Here is a 19469-nt window from a genome sequence, read left to right as displayed (position 1 = left end):
GTAGGAACCGGCTTGTGTGGGAGCTGGCTTGCCCGCGATGCAAACGCCTCGGTCTGTCAAAGACCCTGAGGTGATGCTATCGCAGGCAAGCCAGCTCCCACACAAGTCGGTTCCCACATTAATTTCGGGAACATCTTGAATGAAGCGTCTACTCGGCCTCTGGGCCCTGTTCTCTCTGCTCACCGGTTGCGCCAGCGGCCTCATCGACCCCAACGGCTACGACGAAACCGGCACCGCCTCCTATTACGGCGCCAAACACCACGGCAAACGCACCGCCAGCGGTGAACCCTTCAACCAGAATGCCCTGACTGCTGCCCATCCTCGCCTGCCCTTTGGCACGCGGGTGCAGGTCACCAACCTCAGTAACGATAAAAGCGTCGTGGTCCGCATCAACGACCGTGGCCCACACACCCGTGGCCGCCTGATTGATCTTTCACGCAAAGCCGCCGAGCAGTTGGGTATGCTGCGCAGCGGGACCGCGCGTGTTCGCGTGCAAGCCCTGAGCGACTGACCGAGGGAGCCCTGACCATTTTCGGATTAACCGCCCTCTCGTCCTTGAGCGTGATCGAACTCATCAGCGGCCTGGTGCTGCTGATTGCCGGCGCCGAAGTCCTGGTGCGCACCTCCGTGCGGCTGGCCGCCGGCCTCAAGGTACGACCGCTGATCATCGGCTTGAGCATCGTCGCTTTCGGCAGCAGCGCACCGCAAATGGCCGTCAGCCTGCAGGCCACCCTGGCTGGCAACACCGACATCGCCGTGGGCAGTGTAATCGGCAGCAGCATCTTCAATATCCTCGTCACCCTCGGCCTCTCGGCGCTGATCATTCCCCTACGTGTGTCCCGGCAACTGGTGCGCCTGGACATCCCGGTGATGATCTTTGCCGGACTGCTGGTGTTCGTTCTCGCCGCCAATAAAGAGCTGACACCTGTTGATGGCCTGATGCTGCTGACGGCGCTGGTGGCCTACCTTGGCCTGTTGCTGTACCAGACCCGCCATTCACGCCGCCCTCGCACCCGCGACACGGTGGTACAGGCACCGTGGCTGAGCAGCTTGCTGTGGATGATCGGCGGGCTCGTGTTGCTGGTGTTCGCCGGACACCTTCTGCTGGGCGCGGCAGTAGACGTGGCCAGCGATCTTGGCCTGTCCGAGCGGGTCATCGGCCTGACCATCGTCGGCGTCAGTACCTCGCTGCCCTGCCTGGCAACTTCACTGATTGCCGCCCTGCGCGGTGAACGTGAAATTGCGGTGGGCAACGTGATCGGCAGCAACCTGTTCAACCTGCTGGGCGTGCTGGGCTTTACCGCCCTCGTCGCGCCCTCTGCCCTATCGGTCTCACCCAATGCCCTGGACTTCGACCTGCCAGTGATGCTCGGCGTCGTCGTATTGTGCCTTCCAGTATTCTATTCCGGCTACCGGATCACCCGGGCCGAAGGTTTGCTGCTACTCGCGCTGTACCTGGCGTATGGGCTGCATATGGTGTCGTTCACTACCGGCATGCCCCTGGCCAATAAGCTGGAACAACTGATGCTGTATTACGTCCTGCCGGCGCTGGTGGCCTTTGTGTTTTTCACCTCGCTGCGAGCCTGGCGCCGCCAACACAAGAGGGAATCGTAATGACCGATCAAAAAAAACCAGGCGTGGAAATGCGCCGTCAGGTGATGGGCGATGCCTTCGTCGACCGCGCCCTGGGCAATGCCACCGATTTCACTCAGCCGCTGCAGGACTTCGTCAACGAACACGCCTGGGGCAGCGTCTGGAATCGCGAAGGCTTGCCGCTGAAAACCCGCAGCCTGATCACCCTCGCCGCCCTGACTGCCCTCAAGTGCCCGCAAGAACTCAAAGGCCACGTACGTGGCGCGCTGAACAATGGCTGCACGGTAGAAGAGATTCGCGAGGCGCTGCTGCATTGCGCGGTGTATGCCGGCGTACCGGCGGCGATTGATGCGTTTCGGGCGGCGCAGGAAGTGATCGATAGTTACCAGCAAAATCCAGTGTAGGGGCGCGCAAGCTCGCTCTTACACCCAGCCACCCGCCTGCAACACGAAGATTCCGATATTGGTGGTCACCGCCGCCATCAAGGTGGTGATCACAATAATCGCCGCTGCCAGTTCATGATTGCCCTGCGCCGCGCGGGCCATGACAAAGCTGGCTGCCGCCGTCGGGGCACCGAAGTACAGGAACAGAATCCCCAACTCCGGCCCACGGAACCCGCACAGCCAGGCACCGAGGGTTGCCAGCACTGGCAGGACGATCATCTTCAGCAGGCTGGCGCTCAACGCCATGTCACCGCTTTTGCGCAGAGCCGCCAACGACAAGGTACCGCCGATGCAGATCAATGCCAGAGGCAAGGTCATGTCTGCCAGGTATTGCCCAGAGGTTTCCAGCCAGCCGGGCAAGCCAATCTGGAAATAGGCAAAGGGTGCCGCGACGATCACGCTGATGATCAAGGGATTGGCCACCACGCTCTTGCAGATACTCCACGGGTCGGATTTGATCACCGGGCTGTAGACCGCCAGGACGATGGTGGACAAGGTGTTGTAGAACAGGATCACCAGTGCCGCGAGGATCGCCCCGAGGGAAATCCCGTAGTCACCGTACATGCTGGCTGCCAGTGCCAGGCCAATGACTCCGTTGTTGCCACGAAACGCGCCCTGGGCATAAATGCCACGGTCTTCCCGTGGGCAACGAAAGATCGCCCAGCCCCAGGCCAAGGCAAAACTCAACACGGTGGAGATGGCGAAGTAAATCAACAATCCAGGTTTAAGCGCCGAGTGCAGGTCGGCATGGAGAATACCGAGGAACAGCAAAGCAGGCATGGTGACGTTGAACACCAGGGACGAGGCCGTGTGGATAAAATTGTCGTTGATCCAGTTAATGCGTTTGAGCAGCACACCGAGGAACAGCATGGCAAACACCGGCGCGGTGATGGCGAGGGTTGCGAAGAAGATAGCCAGCATGCCGGGGAGAACCTTAAGCGAGCGTCAGGAGGTGGCTAATGATAAGCCACTTTCACCCTGATGTTCCCACGCCCTGCGTGGGAACAATCGTCAGGTAATAGGCGCTGGATTGAACAAGGTAATGTCGTTATGCAGCTTGTGCCGCTCGGCCCAGGTCTGCTTCTTGCCGCTGGCCACGTCCAGATAGAAGTGGAACAACTCCCAACCCAATTCCTCAATCGTCGCGCGACCTGTAGCAATCCGCCCCGCATCGATATCGATCAAGTCCGGCCAGCGCTGAGCCAGTTCGGTACGGGTCGAAACCTTCACCACCGGCGCCATCGCCAGCCCATAGGGAGTACCGCGACCGGTAGTAAACACATGCAGGTTCATCCCCGCCGCCAGTTGCAAGGTGCCACAGACAAAGTCACTGGCCGGTGTCGCGCAAAAGATCAGCCCGCGGCGCTTGAAGCGCTCCCCCGGGCCGAGCACGCCGTTGATGGCGCTGCTGCCGGACTTGACGATGGAGCCCAAAGACTTCTCGACAATATTCGACAACCCGCCCTTCTTGTTGCCCGGCGTGGTGTTGGCACTGCGGTCGGCCTCGCCTTTGGCCAGATAACGGTCGTACCAGTCCATTTCCCGCACCAACTCCAGGGCCACGTCCTGGCTTTCGGCGCGGGAGGTCAACAAGTAGATGGCATCGCGCACTTCGGTGACTTCGGAAAACATCACCGTCGCCCCCGCCCGCAACAGCAGGTCCGAGGCGTAGCCCAAGGCCGGGTTGGCGGTGATACCGGAAAACGCATCGCTGCCGCCGCACTGCATGCCGAGGATCAACTCCGACGCCGGTACGGTTTCCCGGCGGCGCAGGTCGAGCTTCTTCAAGCGGGTTTCGGCCAGTTGCATGATCTGTTCGATCATCTCGGTAAAGCCGTGGCTGGAATCCTGCAGCCGGTACAACCATGGCTCACTGAGGTCGACCGAGCTGTCGTTGTCGTGCATCACCTGCCCGGCCTGTAGTTTCTCGCAGCCCAGGCTGATGACCAGGGCTTCGCCCCCCAGGTTCGGGTTGCGCGCCAGATTGCGCACGGTGCGGATCGGGATGTAAGCATCCGTCGCGGTGATTGCCACGCCACAGCCGTAGCTGTGGGTCAGCGCCACTACATCATCGACATTCGGGTACTTGGGCAGCAACTCGTCCTTGATACGCTTGACCGCATGGTCCAGCACGCCCGTCACACACTGCACCGTGGTGGTGATACCAAGGATATTGCGCGTGCCGACAGTACCATCGGCGTTGCGATAGCCCTCGAAGCTAAAACCTTCCAGCGGCGCCTGGGCTTCAGGCACTTCGGTGGACAGCGGCAAGCTGTCCAGGGGCGGTGCCGTCGGCATGCGCAACTGATCTTCCTGGACCCAACTGCCCCGTGGAATCGGCTGCAAGGCGTAACCGATGGTCTGGCCGTAGCGAATGATCTGACCGCCCACGGGGATGTCTTCCAGGGTCACCTTGTGGCTTTGGGGGATGAAATCGATGGTCACCAGGCCGTCCGGGAACTCAGTCCCGGCCGGCACGCCCTGGTCGTTGACCACAATCGCCACGTTATCGCGCTCGTGCAAACGAATGGAGCGCGGCGAGTGGGCATGTTCAATCAACTGCATGACGCGGGCCCCTTCAGGAATGCGCTTGGGAAAGTTTAGTCAGCTCAGGGCCTTTGCTCGGCGGCTCTTTAAGCACCACACGCTTGATCGGGCCGACGATTACCAGGTAGCTGAACACCGCCACCAGCGCATTGGCGCCAACAAACACCAGAGCCCATTTGAACGAGCCAGTGGTGCTGATGATGTAGCCAATCACAATCGGCGTGGTGATCGAAGCCAGGTTGCCGAAGGTATTGAACAACCCACCGCTCAAGCCCGCGATCTGTTTCGGCGAGGTGTCAGACACCACCGCCCAACCCAGTGCGCCAACGCCTTTACCGAAGAAGGCCAGGGCCATGAAGCCCACCACCATCCATTCAACGTCCACGTAGTTACAAGCAATGATGCTGCTGGAGATCAGCAGGCCAGCGATGATCGGCGCCTTGCGGGCGAAGGTCAGCGAATGGCCCTTGCGCAGCAGGTAATCGGAAATCACCCCGCCCAACACGCCACCGATAAAACCGCAGATCGCCGGCAGCGAGGCGATGAAGCCGGCCTTGAGGATGGTCATGCCACGGTCCTGGACCAGGTACACGGGGAACCAGGTGAGGAAGAAGTAAGTGATGCCGTTGATGCAGTATTGGCCCAGGTACACGCCGACCATCATGCGGTTGGTCAGCAGTTGGCGGATGTAATCCCACTTCGGACCGTCGGTTTTCTTGTCTTTGCCCTTGTCCTGGTCCATGTCGACCATGGCACCGTTTTCAGCGATGTACTTGAGCTCAGCCTCGTTGATCAGCGGGTGCTGGCGCGGGCTGTGGATAACTTTCAGCCAGATCAGCGAGAACACGATGCCGATCACGCCCATCACGATAAACACGTGCTGCCAGCCGAAGCTGTAGACGATCCAGCCCATCAGCGGTGCAAACAATACGGTGGCGAAGTATTGCGCCGAATTGAAGATCGCCGAGGCCGTACCGCGCTCGGCGGTGGGAAACCAGGCGGCGACAATGCGCGCGTTACCGGGAAAGGATGGCGCTTCAGCCAGGCCCACCAGAAAGCGCAGCATGAACAGCGCAACCACGGCAGTCGAGATCCCGAATTCACCGACATAGCCTTGCAGCACGGTGAACAGCGACCAGGTGAAGATACTCAAGGCGTAAACTTTTTTCGAGCCAAAACGGTCCAGCAGCCAGCCGCCGGGAATTTGCCCAGCCACGTAGGCCCAACCGAATGCGGAGAAGATATAACCGAGGGTGACCGCGTCGATGCCGAGGTCTTTTTGCAGGCTGGAGCCCGCGATGGCGATAGTGGCGCGGTCGGCGTAGTTGATCGTGGTCACCAGAAACAGCATGAGCAGGATCAAATAGCGGACATGGGTCGGCTTGGTCGCTTGCATGTAGAAGTACTCCCACTAATTATTTTTTTTGCGGGTGATTGTCTTGGCTTTGCTTTCTGTAGGAGCGAACTCGCTCGCTCCTACAGAGGTATTGCGTTTACGACCCGATGTAGCTGGTTTTCACCACGGTGTAGAACTCTTGCGCATAGCGACCCTGCTCACGCGAACCGTAGGATGAGCCCTTACGGCCACCGAAAGGAACGTGATAATCCACACCAGCGGTCGGCAGATTGACCATTACCATCCCGGACTGGGAGTGGCGCTTGAAGTGGTTGGCGTACTTCAGCGACGTGGTGGCGATACCTGCCGACAGGCCAAACTCGGTGTCGTTGGCCATGGCCAGCGCTGCTTCGTAATCCGCGACACGAACCACGTTGGCCACCGGACCAAAAATCTCTTCACGACTGATGCGCATGGCAGCTTCGCTGTCGGCAAACAGTGTCGGCGCCAGGTAGTAGCCTTCGGTGTCACAGGTCACCAGGCCGCCACCGCTCACCAGTCGCGCGCCTTCCCTTTGGCCGATGTCGATGTATTTCAAGTCTTGGTCCAACTGGGCCTGGGAAACCACAGGGCCGATATCGGTACCGCTTTTCAGGGCATGGCCGACCTTGATCGACTTCATGCGCTCAGCCATGGCCACGACAAACTGGTCGTGGATCCCGGCGGTAACAATAAAGCGGCTGGACGCGGTGCAACGCTGGCCAGTGGAGTAGAACGCGCTCTGCACCGACAGCTCGACGGCCTGCTTGAGATCAGCATCGTCGAGGATGATCTGCGGGTTCTTGCCGCCCATCTCTAGCTGTACTTTGGCCTGGCGCGACACACAACTGACAGCGATCTGCCGACCGACACCCACGGAACCGGTAAAGCTGATGCCATCGACTTTCGGGCTGTTGACCAATACATCGCCTACAACACGGCCGCTGCCCATCACCAGGTTGAACACGCCAGCAGGGAAACCGGCGCGGGAGATGATTTCTGCCAGGGCCCAGGCACAACCCGGCACCAGTTCGGCCGGTTTGAGCACGACGCAGTTGCCGTAGGCCAGGGCCGGAGCGATTTTCCAGGCAGGGATGGCAATCGGGAAGTTCCACGGGGTGATCAAGCCGACCACACCCAAGGCTTCGCGGGTCACTTCAACGTTGACACCCGGGCGCACCGACGGCAGGTAATCGCCGGACAGGCGCAGGCATTCGCCGGCGAAGAACTTGAAGATGTTACCGGCGCGGGTCACTTCACCGATGGCTTCGGGCAAGGTCTTGCCCTCTTCCCGGGCCAACAATGTGCCGAGTTCTTCACGACGGGCGAGGATTTCGCTGCCGACTTTATCCAGGGAGTCATGACGAGCCTGGATGCCGGAGGTCGACCAGGCCGGGAAAGCAGTTCGGGCGGCGTCGATGGCGGCATTGACCTGAGCCAGGTCGGCCTTGGCAAACTCACCAATGACATCAGATAACTCTGACGGATTGATATTGGCCGAGTAGTCGGCGCCGGCCACCCATTGGCCGTCGATGTAATTTTCAAAACGCTTGGCTTGGGACACAAATCTTCTCCTGACGCAAAAGGCCGCTGATTACTCAGCGGCCTTGGTGATGGGTTATTGCGCGCCTTGCTTGTCGATCAGCGCGGCCAGGGCTTCGTATTCTTCCGGCAGCAGATCGATCAGCGGCGTACGCACAGGACCTGCGTCGAAACCGACAATTTTTGCCCCTGCCTTGACGATGCTCACGGCGTAACCGGCCTTGCGGTTACGGATATCCAGATACGGCAGGAAGAAGTCGTCGATGATTTTGTCGACGGTGGCGTGATCTTCGCGCGCAACGGCGTGATAAAAATCCATCGCGGTTTTCGGAATGAAGTTGAACACCGCCGAGGAATACACCGGCACACCCAGGGCCTTGTAGGCCGCTGCGTAGACTTCTGCAGTCGGCAGGCCGCCGAGGTAGCTGAAACGATCACCGAGGCGACGTCGGATCGACACCATCAGTTCAATGTCACCCAGGCCGTCCTTGTAGCCGATCAGGTTCGGGCAGCGTTCGGCCAAGCGTTCCAGCAGCGGCGCGGTCAGGCGGCAGACGTTGCGGTTGTAAACCACCACGCCGATTTTTACCGACTTGCACACGGCTTCAACGTGGGCGGCGACGCCGTCCTGGCTGGCTTCGGTCAGGTAGTGCGGCAGCAGCAACAGACCTTTTGCACCAAGACGCTCGGCTTCCTGGGCATATTCGATGGCCTGGCGGGTCGAACCGCCGACACCAGCAAGGATCGGCACGCTGTTAACGCAGGTATCGACGGCGGTTTTTACTACTTGTGAATATTCGCTGGCCGCCAGGGAGAAAAACTCACCAGTGCCACCAGCGGCGAACAAGGCAGTGGCGCCATAAGGGGCCAGCCATTCCAGGCGTTTGATGTAGCCGGCCTGGTGGAAATCACCTTGGGCGTTGAAGTCGGTCACGGGAAAAGACAGCAGACCGGATGAAAGGATGGACTTCAGTTCTTGTGGATTCATTATTCGAACACCCTGGGTAAAGACTTTCTGTTGAGAGGTTGTTGAAAATCATCTTGATGTCGTACGTCATCGTACAACTATAAAAAGATCCGTCAACTGCAATTCATCAGCCCTGTGAAAGGGTTGAGGTTTGAGAACTCTCTTCTTGACGTAGGCAATTATTCCGCTATTATCGAAATAGCTGTATATACATACAGCCAAAAGGAAGATTCCCACGACATAGCAAGGAGCTAACATGTCAGATCTTGAACTCGCTACTACTGAAAAAAAACCGCCAACCCTGCGTTTCGAAGGGGGTGAACACACGGCCATCGGCGATGACACACTGTTGCGTTTCGTCAAGGATGCCCCGGCGATTCCTGCCCGACAGGTCGAGTTGCACCTGCCCAACGGCCTGGCACTGACCTACGGCCAGATCATTTCCTTGGGCGGTGACTTCTATGGCATCCCCGGTCAGCCCATCAACGATGGCGCGTCGCCCGGTGATCGGGTGCGACGCTTTACTGCTGCCTTCAACTCGCTGGCGGTATTGCCGGCGTCACGAGATGAGGCGGGCAAGATCCTCGCGGTGATGCAAAAGGAGATCAACGCGGTCAACCAGGCGATCAGGGATGGCAAGCAACCCCATGAAGCCTACGATGCCCTGGGTGATACGTTGTCCGAGGAGTGGAACCGCATCACCGGCGGCGGCAGTGCCGTGTCGGCGCTGATTCCGCTAGGGCGCTATTTGCTACTGGCTGCGGACAATGCCGATCACTTCGGCGAGTGGGCATTGTCGGCCTATCAGGCGGGCCATACGGCGGCGCTGCAACAAGCCGTCGTGGCGCATCAAAGTGGCACCGACCAGGCACTGGAACTGGCTTACGCCATGAACAGCTTTGCTGATCACTTTTTGACCGATCTGTTTTCAGCCGGCCACCTGCGGGTACCACGCAAGCAACTGGCAGCAGTGGTTACGCCGGGTGAACTGGGCTCATTGATCAGCCGATTCATGCACGACGAGGACAGCAAGTTCGGGCTCAATGTGCGTAATGCCTTGGGCGATCAATGGCACGCCTACGGTGACAAACGCTATTTCGATGCAAACGACGCGGCCAACCGTGCGCAGGTCAAACGCGCCGTACAGGCCTCGGCGGACGAAGTATTCGAAACGTTTATCAGCGGCATCGCACCCTCCCCGGCCAACTTCAAGGCGCTGCTTTATGTGCCGGACCTGAATGCCGCGCAAAACCCGGCCAATAACTTCTCTGCGCTGTTCAAGGCTGAAGGCGACCAGGTGCTGCGACGCAAGGACGTCAACAACCTGAACGACAAGCAGTGGACCAATGATTGGTGGGGCTGGAGTACGTATCTGTTGCTCAAGGACTACAAGCCGAATCAGCCTGCCAGTTAAGCGCGCCGCCGCAAAGGTAAACCCGTAGGAGCTGTCGAGCCCCAGCGAGGCTGCGATGCATTCGTAGCCTCGCTAAAGCTCGACAGCTCCACATTGATACTTTTAACCGCGCTGCGCCTCTGCCTCTTCATGGGCATGGCGCAGCCGCTCACGGCTATTGGTCAAGTGCAGGCGCATCGCCGCCCGCGCCGCGTCCGAATCCTGGCGAGCGATCGCCTCATAAATCTCTTCGTGTTCGCGACTCAGGCGACTCATATAGTGCTGCTGGTCATCATGGGCCAGGCGCGCCGAATTCAAACGAGTACGCGGGATAATGCTGGTACCCAGGTGGGTCATGATATCGGTGAAGTAGCGGTTGCCAGTAGACAGGGCAATCTGCAGGTGAAACTGGAAGTCCGACGCCACCGCATCACCCGCGTGGGCCGCGCTTTCATTCAGGGCGTCGAGGGCCGCGCGCATGCCTGCCAGTTGCTCGTCGTTACGACGCTGGGCGGCGAGGCCGGCAGATTCCACTTCCAGGCTAATACGCAGTTCCAGAATAGCCAGCACATCGCGCAAGGTCACCACAGTGGCCGGGTCGATACGAAAACCGCTGGGGCTTGGCGTATCCAACACGAAGGTGCCGATACCGTGGCGGGTTTCCACCTGCCCTGCAGCCTGCAACCGGGAGATAGCTTCGCGCACCACGGTACGGCTGACGCCATGGGCATTCATGATTGCCGACTCGGTGGGCAACTTGTCGCCACGCTTGAGCTGACCGTCACGGATTTGCTCGGACAGCACCGTGACCAATTCCTGGGCAAGGCTGCGGCGCTTGCGGGGAAGACGAGGGGCGGTGTTGGAGTTTTCCATGATCAATCATCTATCTCGACGAACTAAAGGGGCATCATAGCCCATGCCAGTTGTACGATCACCGCCCAGCCACGACTTTCATGCGCATCCCACGGCCTGTTGTGTCGGACAAAAAAATGCCCCGGCAAAGCCGAGGCATTTTTAAACACTCGCCCGAAGGCTCGCGCTCTGTTACTTCACCACTTTCAGACTCGGCCGGCCAGTAGGGCGTGGCGGCTCGGAATCCGGCGGCGGCAGATTATCATCGCCATCAAGTTCGATCGCTTCGTCATCGTCAAGAGACGACTCCAGATCAAACACCATGCCCTGGCCATTCTCCCGGGCATAAATCCCCAGGATCGCGCCGATGGGCACGTACAGCGTATGCGGCACACCGCCGAAACGCCCTTCGAAGCTGACCGCTTCATTGTCCATGTGCAGCTGTCGCACGGCACTGGGTGAAACGTTCAGGACGATCTGTCCGTCACTGGCAAAACCTTGCGGTACCTGAACCGCAGGAAACTCGGAATTAACCAGCATGTGCGGGGTGCAATCGTTGTCCACTATCCACTCGTAGAGCGCGCGGACCAGGTACGGTCGACTGGAGTTCATCAGCGGCTCCTTAAGCCTTAGCGCATATCGCGTTCGACACCAGACAGACTCGCCTGGAAAGCCTCACGCGCAAACTGGCGCTCCATGTAATCAAGCAGCGGCTTGGCAGGCCGCGGCAGCTCAATGCCCAGAATCGGCAAACGCCAGAGTATGGGTAATAGGCAGCAATCCACCAGACTTTGTTCCTCGCTGAGGAAAAAAGGTTTGTCCGCGAATAACGGCGAAACACCGGTCAGGCTCTCGCGCAATTCCTTGCGCGCCTGAACACGGGCGGCTTCTTTACTGCGCGAATCCAGAATCAGGTCCACCAGACCACACCAGTCACGCTGGATCCGATGGATCAGCAAGCGGCTGTTGGCACGCGCCACCGGATATACCGGCAGCAACGGCGGATGGGGGTAACGCTCATCCAGATATTCCATCACCACGGTTGACTCCCACAACGCCAGGTCACGATCGACCAGGGTGGGCAAGCTGCCGTAAGGGTTCACTTCGATCAGTTTCGGCGGGTGACGACCTGCCTCCACAGTAATGATCTCGGCGCTGACACCCTTCTCTGCGAGCACGATGCGTACTCGGTGGGAATATTGGTCAGCGGGGTCGGAGTAACAGGCCAACCGATTGGTCACGCCCATGGCGGTCCTCCTCGCTTGTTGAAATTATCGGAAGCTCAAAAACGAGCGCGCCCAAAGGGCGTCTCACGTAACGTCCGGATGAAACCCGGACCCGCTACCAGAGACGCCCTTGGGCGCGCACGATTAACAGCAATTGCTTACAGTTTGATCAATGCACATCCTTCCAGTATTCGCGCTTAAGTAGATAAGCGAATACGAAGAAGAAGGCCAGGTACAGCAATACATAGGTACCAATGCGCTGATGCTGCAGCTTCACTGGGTTGGCCGAGTAGGCCAGGAAGGTCACCAGATTCTTGACCTTCTCGTCGAACTGCTCTTCGTTCAGCGTACCGGACTTCGGCACTATGGTCAGCTGATCGCACGCTTCATGAGTCAAAGGCGTACCGGTAAGCGGATCATACTGCTTCTTGCCGTTCTCGACGATTTGAACTTGCTTACATCCTACCACTTGGCGACCCTGCAGGCCGACCAGAACGTTAGGCATACCGACATTCGGGAACACCTTGTTATTCACACCCCAAGGACGCGTCGGGTCTTCATAGAAGGATTTCAGGTAGCCATAGAGCCAGTCGGTGCCACGAACACGGGCCACCAGGGTCAAATCGGGCGGTGCCGCACCGAACCAGGCCTTGGCGTCGGCAGGTTGCATGCCGATGTTCATGTGGTCGCCGATCTTGGCGCCGGTGAGCACCAGGTTGCTGAGCATCAGGTCATGGGGGATACCCAAGTCGTCGGCCACGCGCTCGTAACGCTGGAACTTGGCGCTGTGACAGCCCATGCAGTAGTTGGCGAAGGTACGTGCGCCATCTTGCATTGCAGCCTTGTCAGAGACGTCGATGTCGACTTTTTCCAGTTCCGCGCCGAGTCCAGCCGCGAAGGACAGCACCGGCAGGGCAGCAAGAATCAATGCAGCGAATAATTTTTTCATCAGCCAGTCACCCTTTCCGGAACCGGTTTGGTCTTCTCTAGCCGGGTGTAGAACGGCATCAGAATGAAGTAGGCGAAATACAGGAAGGTGCAGATCTGCGACAGCAACGTACGGCCCGGAGTCGGTGCCAATACACCCAGCACGCCCAGGATCACGAACGAAATGCAGAACACCCACAGCCAGATTTTGCTCAGCCAGCCCTTGTAGCGCATGGACTTGACCGGACTACGGTCGAGCCACGGCAGCACGAACAACACAGCAATGGCCGCACCCATGGCGATAACACCCATGAGCTTGTCGGGGATCGCCCGCAAAATCGCGTAGAACGGGGTGAAGTACCAGACCGGGGCAATGTGTTCCGGGGTCTTGAAGGCGTTCGCCTGTTCGAAGTTCGGCTTCTCAAGGAAGTAGCCGCCCATCTCGGGGAAGAAGAACACGATCGAGCAGAAGACGAACAGGAACACGACTACGCCGACGATATCTTTCACGGTGTAGTACGGGTGGAAAGGAATGCCATCCAGCGGGATGCCGTTCTCGTCCTTGTGCTTCTTGATGTCCACGCCGTCGGGGTTGTTGGAGCCGACTTCGTGCAGCGCCAGAATGTGCAGCACCACCAGGCCGAGAATAACAATCGGCAAGGCCACCACGTGCAGGGCAAAGAAGCGGTTCAGGGTGATCCCGGAAATCAGGTAGTCACCACGAATCCACTGGGTCAGGTCGTTGCCGATGACCGGGATCGCACCGAACAGCGAGATGATCACCTGGGCGCCCCAGTAGGACATCTGGCCCCACGGCAGCAGGTAGCCCATGAAGGCCTCTGCCATCAGCGCCAGGTAGATCAGCATGCCAAACACCCACACCAGCTCACGAGGCTTCTGGTACGAGCCGTAGAGCAGGCCACGGAACATGTGCAGGTAGACCACGATGAAGAACATCGAAGCGCCGACCGCGTGAAGCAAGCGCAAGATGGAGCCGTGGTTGACGTCCCTCATAATACCTTCAACGGAAGCAAAGGCTTCTTCCGCCGACGGGGTGTAGCTCATGGTCAGCCAGACACCGGTAACGATCTGGTTGACCAGCACCAGCAGTGCCAGGGAGCCAAAGAAGTAGAAGAAGTTGAAGTTCTTCGGGGCGTAGTACTTGCTGAGATGGTCTTCCCACATTTTGGTGGCGGGAAAGCGCGCATCAACCCAATCCATTAACTTGCTCATCACGCGCTCTCCTTATCGATACCAATGACAATGACGTCGTCAGACTCGTAGTTATGCGGTGGAACCGGCAGGTTCAATGGCGCAGGTTGCGATTTGTAGACACGACCGGCCAAATCGTAGTGAGAGCCGTGGCACGGGCAAAAATACCCCCCGACCCAGTCCTTGCCCAGATCCACGGGCGCAACTTCCGGGCGGAAGGTAGGCGAGCAACCCAGGTGAGTGCACAGACCGACCAGCAGCAGAATCTCTGGCTTGATCGAGCGCGCTTCGTTCTTGGCGTAGGCGGGTTGGTCGGAACTTTCGGATGTGGGGTCAGACAACTGGCCTTCGATCTTCTTCAGGTTCCCCAGGATTTCCTCGGTACGACGAACGATGAATACTGGCTGACCGCGCCACTCAGCAATCATCTGCTGGCCTGGCTCGATCTTGCCAACATTCACTTTCACCGGTGCACCTGCGGCTTTCGCCTTGGCACTGGGAAACCATGACCCCACGAACGGGACCGCAGCCCCCACCGCTCCTGCAGCACCCACCACGGACGTGGCTGCTACCAAGAAGCGACGCCGGCCTGCATTCACGCCGTCATTGCTCATTCAGTCCTCTCCCATCAGCTTTTTGGCCTGTTAAATCAGGCGTCTACTAAGTATTAAATCTGAACTTATAAAAATTTTGCCGAATGGTAATGAAAAGCCCCACCCCTGACAAGGTAATTACCCCAGACCCAAACTCCAAGCCTTGTAGTATAGGGCGTCTACGGATGTGGCAAGTTGTCACAGTGAAAAAACGCACATAAAACGCAAGCCATAAAAAACGCCCAGCTCCGCGAGGAGGCTGGGCGTTTTCTGGAACGTAAAGCGAATTAACGCTTCGAGTACTGCGGACGCTTACGCGCTTTACGCAGACCGACTTTCTTACGTTCAACTTCACGAGCATCGCGAGTAACGAAGCCAGCTTTGCGCAGAGCGCCACGCAGGGTTTCGTCGTACTGCATCAGAGCGCGAGTGATACCGTGGCGGATTGCGCCAGCTTGACCACTTACACCGCCACCGATAACAGTGACGTAGATGTCGAACTTCTCAGCAGTCTCGGTCAATTCCAGCGGCTGACGAACTACCATGCGGGCAGTTTCGCGACCGAAGAAATTTTCCAGAGTGCGGTTGTTGATCGAGATGGTACCAGTGCCCGGACGCAGGAAAACGCGTGCGGTTGCGGTTTTGCGACGGCCAGTGCCGTAATTTTGAGTCGCCGACATAATGAACTATTCCGTTAAAACTTCAGTTCTTGGGGCTGCTGAGCAGCATGAGGGTGAGCAGCGCCCGCATAGACTTTCAGCTTGCGATACATGTCGCGACCCAGTGGGCCCTTAGGCAGCATACCTTTGACCGCGAGTTCAATCGGGGCTTCAGGCTTACGAGCGATCAGGCCTTCGAAATTGGCAGACTTGATACCGCCCGGGAAACCGGAGTGACGGTAGTACATTTTGTCTTGGGCTTTCTTGCCGGTCACACGAACCTGCTCAGCGTTGATGATGACAATGTAGTCACCGGTATCAACGTGAGGGGTGTACTCAGGCTTGTGCTTGCCACGCAGACGGCTGGCGACTTCAGTGGCCAGACGACCCAGGGTCTGACCAGCAGCGTCGACGACAAACCAGTCGCGCTGAACTGTTTCCGGTTTTGCAGTAAAAGTTGTCATTCTTTAATAGCCTCAGGGGCCGCCCTGTAAATTAGACGGCGGATCTTACTGAATAGTGCGTACTTTGACAAGTCAAAGGCAGCCGGATACAGACGCTATCGGGGGCTCGGGTCAGCGCGTCCGTTCAACGGCAAGATTCTTCGGCAGGCGGCGCATCACTTCCACTGCAGAAAGAGGTGGGCAATTATGCAGATTGCGAAAAAAATTTCAACCTGCTTTTATGATTGTTTTCCTCGAAGGAGCACCCGATGGATTATCGACAGCTGGGCCGAACCGATCTGAACGTGAGCGCGATCTGCCTCGGGACCATGACCTGGGGCGAGCAAAACAGCGAGGCAGAGGCCTTTGCACAGATTGAACGGGCCAAGAGCGCGGGGATAAATTTTCTCGATACCGCGGAAATGTACCCGGTACCGCCCAAGGCTGAGACCTACGCCAGCACCGAACGCTATATCGGTAATTACTTCAAAAGCCGCGGCGACCGTGCCGACTGGATCCTGGCCAGCAAGATCGCCGGCCCCGGCAACACTATCGACTACATCCGCGACGGCAAGCTCAAGCATAACCGCAAGCACATCGTCGATGCCCTGGACGCCAGCCTCAAGCGCTTGCAGACCGACTGGATCGACCTGTATCAGTTGCATTGGCCAGAGCGAAGCACCAACTTCTTCGGGCAACTGAGCTACAAGCACAAGGAAGAAGACGACCTGACGCCGCTGGAAGAAACCCTCGAAGCCCTGGACGAGCAGGTCAAGGCCGGCAAGATCCGCCACATCGGCCTGTCCAACGAAACGCCGTGGGGCACCATGAAGTTCCTGGCCCTGGCCGAGGCCCGTGGCTGGACCCGAGCCGTGTCAATCCAGAACCCCTACAACCTGCTCAACCGCAGCTTTGAAGTGGGCATGGCGGAAATCGCCATCCGCGAACAGTGCGGCCTGCTGGCCTACTCGCCCCTGGCATTCGGCATGCTCAGCGGCAAATACGAAGGTGGCGCGCGCCCGGCAAACGGTCGCCTGAGCCTGTACAGCCGCTTCAGTCGCTACTTCAATGCCCAGTCGGAAGCGGCGTGCAGTCGTTATGTCGCACTGGCCCGGGAACACGACCTGGACCCGGCGCAAATGGCGCTGGCCTTTGTGACACAGCAACCGTTCGTGACCAGCAATATCATTGGCGCCACGACGCTGGAGCAACTGGACAGCAACATTGCCAGCTTCGATCTGAAGCTGTCGGATGACGTCCTGACAGGGATCGAGGCGATTCAGAAGGATCATCCAAATCCTGCACCTTGATACATAGGTAGATCGCCATCGCGAGCAGGCCCGAGGCCCACAGTTGAAATGCATTCCAGATGTGGGAGCCGGGCTTGCCCGCGATGAGGCCCTCAGAGACACCGCAAGATCAAAGCGCCCGCGCAATAATCTCCTTCATGATTTCATTGGTCCCCGCATAAATCCGCTGCACCCGCGCATCTGCCCAGGCTCGGGCAATCGGGTATTCCCACATGTAGCCGTAGCCGCCGTGGAGCTGCACGCACTCGTCGAGCACCTTGCACTGCAGGTCAGTGGTCCAGTATTTGGCCATCGCCGCTGTAGGCACGTCGAGCTTGCCTTGCAGGTGCAGTTCCAGGCACTTGTCGACAAACACCCGGCCGATCTGCACCTCAGTGGCAATCTCTGCCAGCTTGAAGCGGGTGTTCTGGAAATCGGCAATTGCCTTGCCAAACGCCTTGCGCTCGCGGGTGTACTCCAGAGTCCATTGCAATGCCGCTTCGGCCGATGACAAGGCGCCAATGGCGACCGTCAACCGTTCCTGGGGCAACTCCTGCATCAGGTAAGCGAAGCCCGCCCCTGCCTGGCCCAGTAGATTTTCCTTGGGCACGCGCACATCTTGAAAGAACAGCTCGCTAGTGTCCTGGGCCTTCATACCGACCTTCTCCAGGCGTTTGCCCTTGTCGAAGCCCGGCGTATTGGCCTCCACCAGAAACAGACTGGTGCCCTTGGCGCCGGCCTTGGGATCAGTCTTGGCGACGACAATCACCAGGTCCGCCAGGAAACCATTGGTTATAAAGGTCTTGGAGCCGTTGATCACGTACTCATCGCCATCCAGCATCGCCGTGGTCTTCACCCCTTGCAGGTCGGACCCAGCACCTGGCTCGGTCATGGCGATGGCCGTGACCATCTCCCCAGAGATCAGCTTGGGCAGGTACTTGTGTTTCAGCGCCTCACTGCCGTAATGCAGGATATACGGCGCGACAATGTCCGAATGCAGCGAGAAACCAATCCCGGTCAACCCCAGGCGACCGATCTCTTCGATCACCACCGTGCTGTAGAGAAAGTCCGCCCCCAGCCCACCGTACTCTTCCGGCAGATGCGAGCAGAGCATCCCCGCCTCCCCCGCCTTGTTCCACAGGCTGCGATCAATGTGCCCCTGCTTTTCCCATTGCCCATGGAAAGGCGCAGCGTCTTTTTCGAGGAAGGTTCGCACGCTCTGGCGAAAGAGTTCGTGTTCCGAACTGAACAAGGTTCTGGGGATCATGGGTCACCTGCGTGGATTGTCAGACAAGAACAAGATCACAGAGCCTAAGCTGCGCGGACGTCACAGGACACTGGACACATGCGACAAAAAATAAGACGATCCAGCCGTCTGGTGACCACTTTCCCCTATAAGAATAAATGAAATTATGTCTAACCAAATCTCCACGCCCTTACGGCGCGTCAGTATTTTGGCCATTGATCGGGTATTCGCTTCAACCCTCATGCAAGCCAAGGATTTCTTCCACCTCGCCAGCCTGCGCTACGGCAAACAGCTGGGCCAGGGCCTTACACCGGCATTTGAAACCCGCCTGGTCAGCCCCGACGGGCTGCCCGTGTGCAGCTTCAGCGATGTAATTATGCCGGTGGACGGCGGCCTGGAAAACGCTGACATCATCGTCCTCCCGGCCTTCTGGGACGATTTTGACTCGCTGTGCAAGCGCTACCCGCAAGTGCTGCCATGGCTGCGTGAACAACACGCCCGCGGCGCCGTGCTCTGTGGCGAAGCCACCGGGGTGTTCTGGCTCGCTGAAGCCGGGCTGTTGGACGGCAAGGAAGCGACCACCTACTGGCGCTTTTTCAACGCCTTCAGCGAACGCTTTCCCAAGGTCCAGCTCAATCAGGACAAACACCTGACCGACGCCGACAACCTGTACTGTGCCGGCGGCACCACCTCAGCATGCGATCTCTACATCTACCTGATCGAACGCTTCTGCGGCGCCAACATCTCCCAGGCCGTGGCCCGCGATATTCTCTACGAAGTACAACGCAGCTACGCACCGGGGCGCATCGGCTTCGGTGGCCAGAAACTGCACCAGGACGTGATCATCCTGCAGATCCAGCACTGGCTCGAAGAACACTTCTGCGACAAGTTCCGCTTCGAAGACGTCTCCCGCGAACACGGCATGAGCATCCGCAACTTCATGCGCCGCTTCCAGACCGCCACCGGCGACAAGCCTCTGCACTACCTGCAACGCCTGCGCATCGAAACCGCCAAGGGTTTGCTTTCGGGCAGCCGCAAAAGCATCAAGACCATCAGCTACGAGGTGGGTTATGACGATGCGAGCTTCTTTGCACGGTTGTTCAGGCAGCACACGGAGCTGTCGCCGAACCAGTATCGGCAGCAGTTTCAGCAGGCGGCATAA

20 protein-coding genes are annotated in these 19469 nt (G+C 58.5%); 6 read left to right on the top strand and 14 right to left on the bottom strand.

What is annotated here, in order from left to right:
- The first annotated feature begins 139 nt into the window (after positions 1-139).
- The 3 genes from ACZRKZ_RS10265 to ACZRKZ_RS10255 are packed head-to-tail and all read left to right on the top strand — an operon-like array spanning position 140 to position 1997.
- Positions 140-511, top strand: coding sequence for a septal ring lytic transglycosylase RlpA family protein (locus ACZRKZ_RS10265; protein ID WP_463967197.1), 372 nt, complete (start codon positions 140-142; stop codon positions 509-511).
- Between the two features lie 50 nt (positions 512-561).
- The gene (locus ACZRKZ_RS10260; protein WP_463967198.1) at positions 562-1614 is read left to right on the top strand and encodes a calcium/sodium antiporter; all 1053 of its coding nucleotides are present in this window, start codon (positions 562-564) and stop codon (positions 1612-1614) included.
- Entirely contained in the window at positions 1614-1997 is a 384-nt protein-coding gene (locus tag ACZRKZ_RS10255; protein WP_133099898.1) for a carboxymuconolactone decarboxylase family protein, read from the top strand. Before ACZRKZ_RS10260 ends, ACZRKZ_RS10255 begins: the two co-directional genes overlap by 1 nt.
- Before the next feature lie 18 nt (positions 1998-2015).
- Here the strand turns inward: ACZRKZ_RS10255 and ACZRKZ_RS10250 are convergent, their stop codons facing one another.
- From ACZRKZ_RS10250 to kdgD, 5 genes are all read right to left on the bottom strand, one after another.
- Positions 2016-2957, bottom strand: a complete 942-nt coding sequence (locus tag ACZRKZ_RS10250; RefSeq protein WP_463981543.1) for an AEC family transporter — start codon at positions 2955-2957, stop codon at positions 2016-2018.
- A 90-nt stretch (positions 2958-3047) separates the two neighbouring features.
- Complete coding sequence (gene garD, locus ACZRKZ_RS10245; protein ID WP_463981542.1) at positions 3048-4601, bottom strand: galactarate dehydratase; 1554 nt, start codon at positions 4599-4601, stop codon at positions 3048-3050.
- Positions 4602-4614: 13 nt separating this feature from the next.
- Positions 4615-5979 carry an MFS transporter gene (locus ACZRKZ_RS10240; protein ID WP_463981541.1) on the bottom strand — a complete coding sequence of 455 codons (1365 nt, stop codon included), beginning with the start codon at positions 5977-5979 and terminating at the stop codon, positions 4615-4617.
- A 97-nt stretch (positions 5980-6076) separates the two neighbouring features.
- The gene (locus tag ACZRKZ_RS10235) at positions 6077-7522 is read right to left on the bottom strand and encodes an aldehyde dehydrogenase family protein (RefSeq protein ID WP_463981540.1); all 1446 of its coding nucleotides are present in this window, start codon (positions 7520-7522) and stop codon (positions 6077-6079) included.
- Between the two features lie 54 nt (positions 7523-7576).
- A complete protein-coding gene (gene kdgD, locus ACZRKZ_RS10230) occupies positions 7577-8488 on the bottom strand; it encodes a 5-dehydro-4-deoxyglucarate dehydratase (RefSeq protein ID WP_463981539.1) in 912 nt (303 codons plus the stop codon).
- Between the two features lie 235 nt (positions 8489-8723).
- Here kdgD and ACZRKZ_RS10225 point away from each other — a divergent pair, with 235 nt between their 5' ends.
- Complete coding sequence (locus ACZRKZ_RS10225) at positions 8724-9881, top strand: phospholipase (RefSeq protein WP_463981538.1); 1158 nt, start codon at positions 8724-8726, stop codon at positions 9879-9881.
- A gap of 102 nt (positions 9882-9983) precedes the next feature.
- Here ACZRKZ_RS10225 and ACZRKZ_RS10220 read toward each other — a convergent pair whose 3' ends face one another.
- From ACZRKZ_RS10220 to rplM, 8 genes are all read right to left on the bottom strand, one after another.
- A complete protein-coding gene (locus ACZRKZ_RS10220) occupies positions 9984-10733 on the bottom strand; it encodes a FadR/GntR family transcriptional regulator (protein ID WP_463967205.1) in 750 nt (249 codons plus the stop codon).
- 171 nt (positions 10734-10904) lie between these two features.
- Positions 10905-11324: a ClpXP protease specificity-enhancing factor gene (locus tag ACZRKZ_RS10215; RefSeq protein WP_133099905.1), complete on the bottom strand. Its 420-nt coding sequence runs from the start codon at positions 11322-11324 to the stop codon at positions 10905-10907.
- Positions 11325-11341: 17 nt separating this feature from the next.
- Entirely contained in the window at positions 11342-11959 is a 618-nt protein-coding gene (locus ACZRKZ_RS10210) for a glutathione S-transferase N-terminal domain-containing protein (protein ID WP_133099906.1), read from the bottom strand.
- Positions 11960-12107: 148 nt separating this feature from the next.
- Positions 12108-12887 (bottom strand): cytochrome c1, encoded by a 780-nt coding sequence (locus ACZRKZ_RS10205; RefSeq protein ID WP_463967206.1) that lies wholly within the window; start codon positions 12885-12887, stop codon positions 12108-12110.
- Positions 12887-14098: a cytochrome b gene (locus tag ACZRKZ_RS10200; protein ID WP_463981537.1), complete on the bottom strand. Its 1212-nt coding sequence runs from the start codon at positions 14096-14098 to the stop codon at positions 12887-12889. Before ACZRKZ_RS10200 ends, ACZRKZ_RS10205 begins: the two co-directional genes overlap by 1 nt.
- On the bottom strand, positions 14098-14691 hold the full coding sequence (gene petA, locus ACZRKZ_RS10195) for a ubiquinol-cytochrome c reductase iron-sulfur subunit (RefSeq protein ID WP_149410858.1): 594 nt from the start codon (positions 14689-14691) through the stop codon (positions 14098-14100). The genes ACZRKZ_RS10200 and petA overlap by 1 nt, the downstream gene beginning before the upstream one ends.
- A 266-nt stretch (positions 14692-14957) precedes the next feature.
- Entirely contained in the window at positions 14958-15350 is a 393-nt protein-coding gene (rpsI, locus tag ACZRKZ_RS10190; RefSeq protein WP_133099910.1) for a 30S ribosomal protein S9, read from the bottom strand.
- Between the two features lie 14 nt (positions 15351-15364).
- The gene (rplM, locus tag ACZRKZ_RS10185) at positions 15365-15793 is read right to left on the bottom strand and encodes a 50S ribosomal protein L13 (RefSeq protein WP_133099911.1); all 429 of its coding nucleotides are present in this window, start codon (positions 15791-15793) and stop codon (positions 15365-15367) included.
- Between the two features lie 248 nt (positions 15794-16041).
- Here rplM and ACZRKZ_RS10180 point away from each other — a divergent pair, with 248 nt between their 5' ends.
- Positions 16042-17082 carry an NADP(H)-dependent aldo-keto reductase gene (locus ACZRKZ_RS10180; RefSeq protein ID WP_463967209.1) on the top strand — a complete coding sequence of 347 codons (1041 nt, stop codon included), beginning with the start codon at positions 16042-16044 and terminating at the stop codon, positions 17080-17082.
- 109 nt (positions 17083-17191) lie between these two features.
- Here the strand turns inward: ACZRKZ_RS10180 and ACZRKZ_RS10175 are convergent, their stop codons facing one another.
- A complete protein-coding gene (locus tag ACZRKZ_RS10175) occupies positions 17192-18328 on the bottom strand; it encodes an acyl-CoA dehydrogenase family protein (protein ID WP_463967210.1) in 1137 nt (378 codons plus the stop codon).
- Positions 18329-18548: 220 nt separating this feature from the next.
- Here ACZRKZ_RS10175 and ACZRKZ_RS10170 point away from each other — a divergent pair, with 220 nt between their 5' ends.
- Entirely contained in the window at positions 18549-19469 is a 921-nt protein-coding gene (locus ACZRKZ_RS10170) for a GlxA family transcriptional regulator (protein ID WP_463981823.1), read from the top strand.

The organism is Pseudomonas sp. c313 (genome assembly GCF_055407145.1).
The sequence above is the reverse complement of the archived record's forward strand: the minus strand, read 5'-3'. Positions and strand labels throughout refer to the sequence as shown.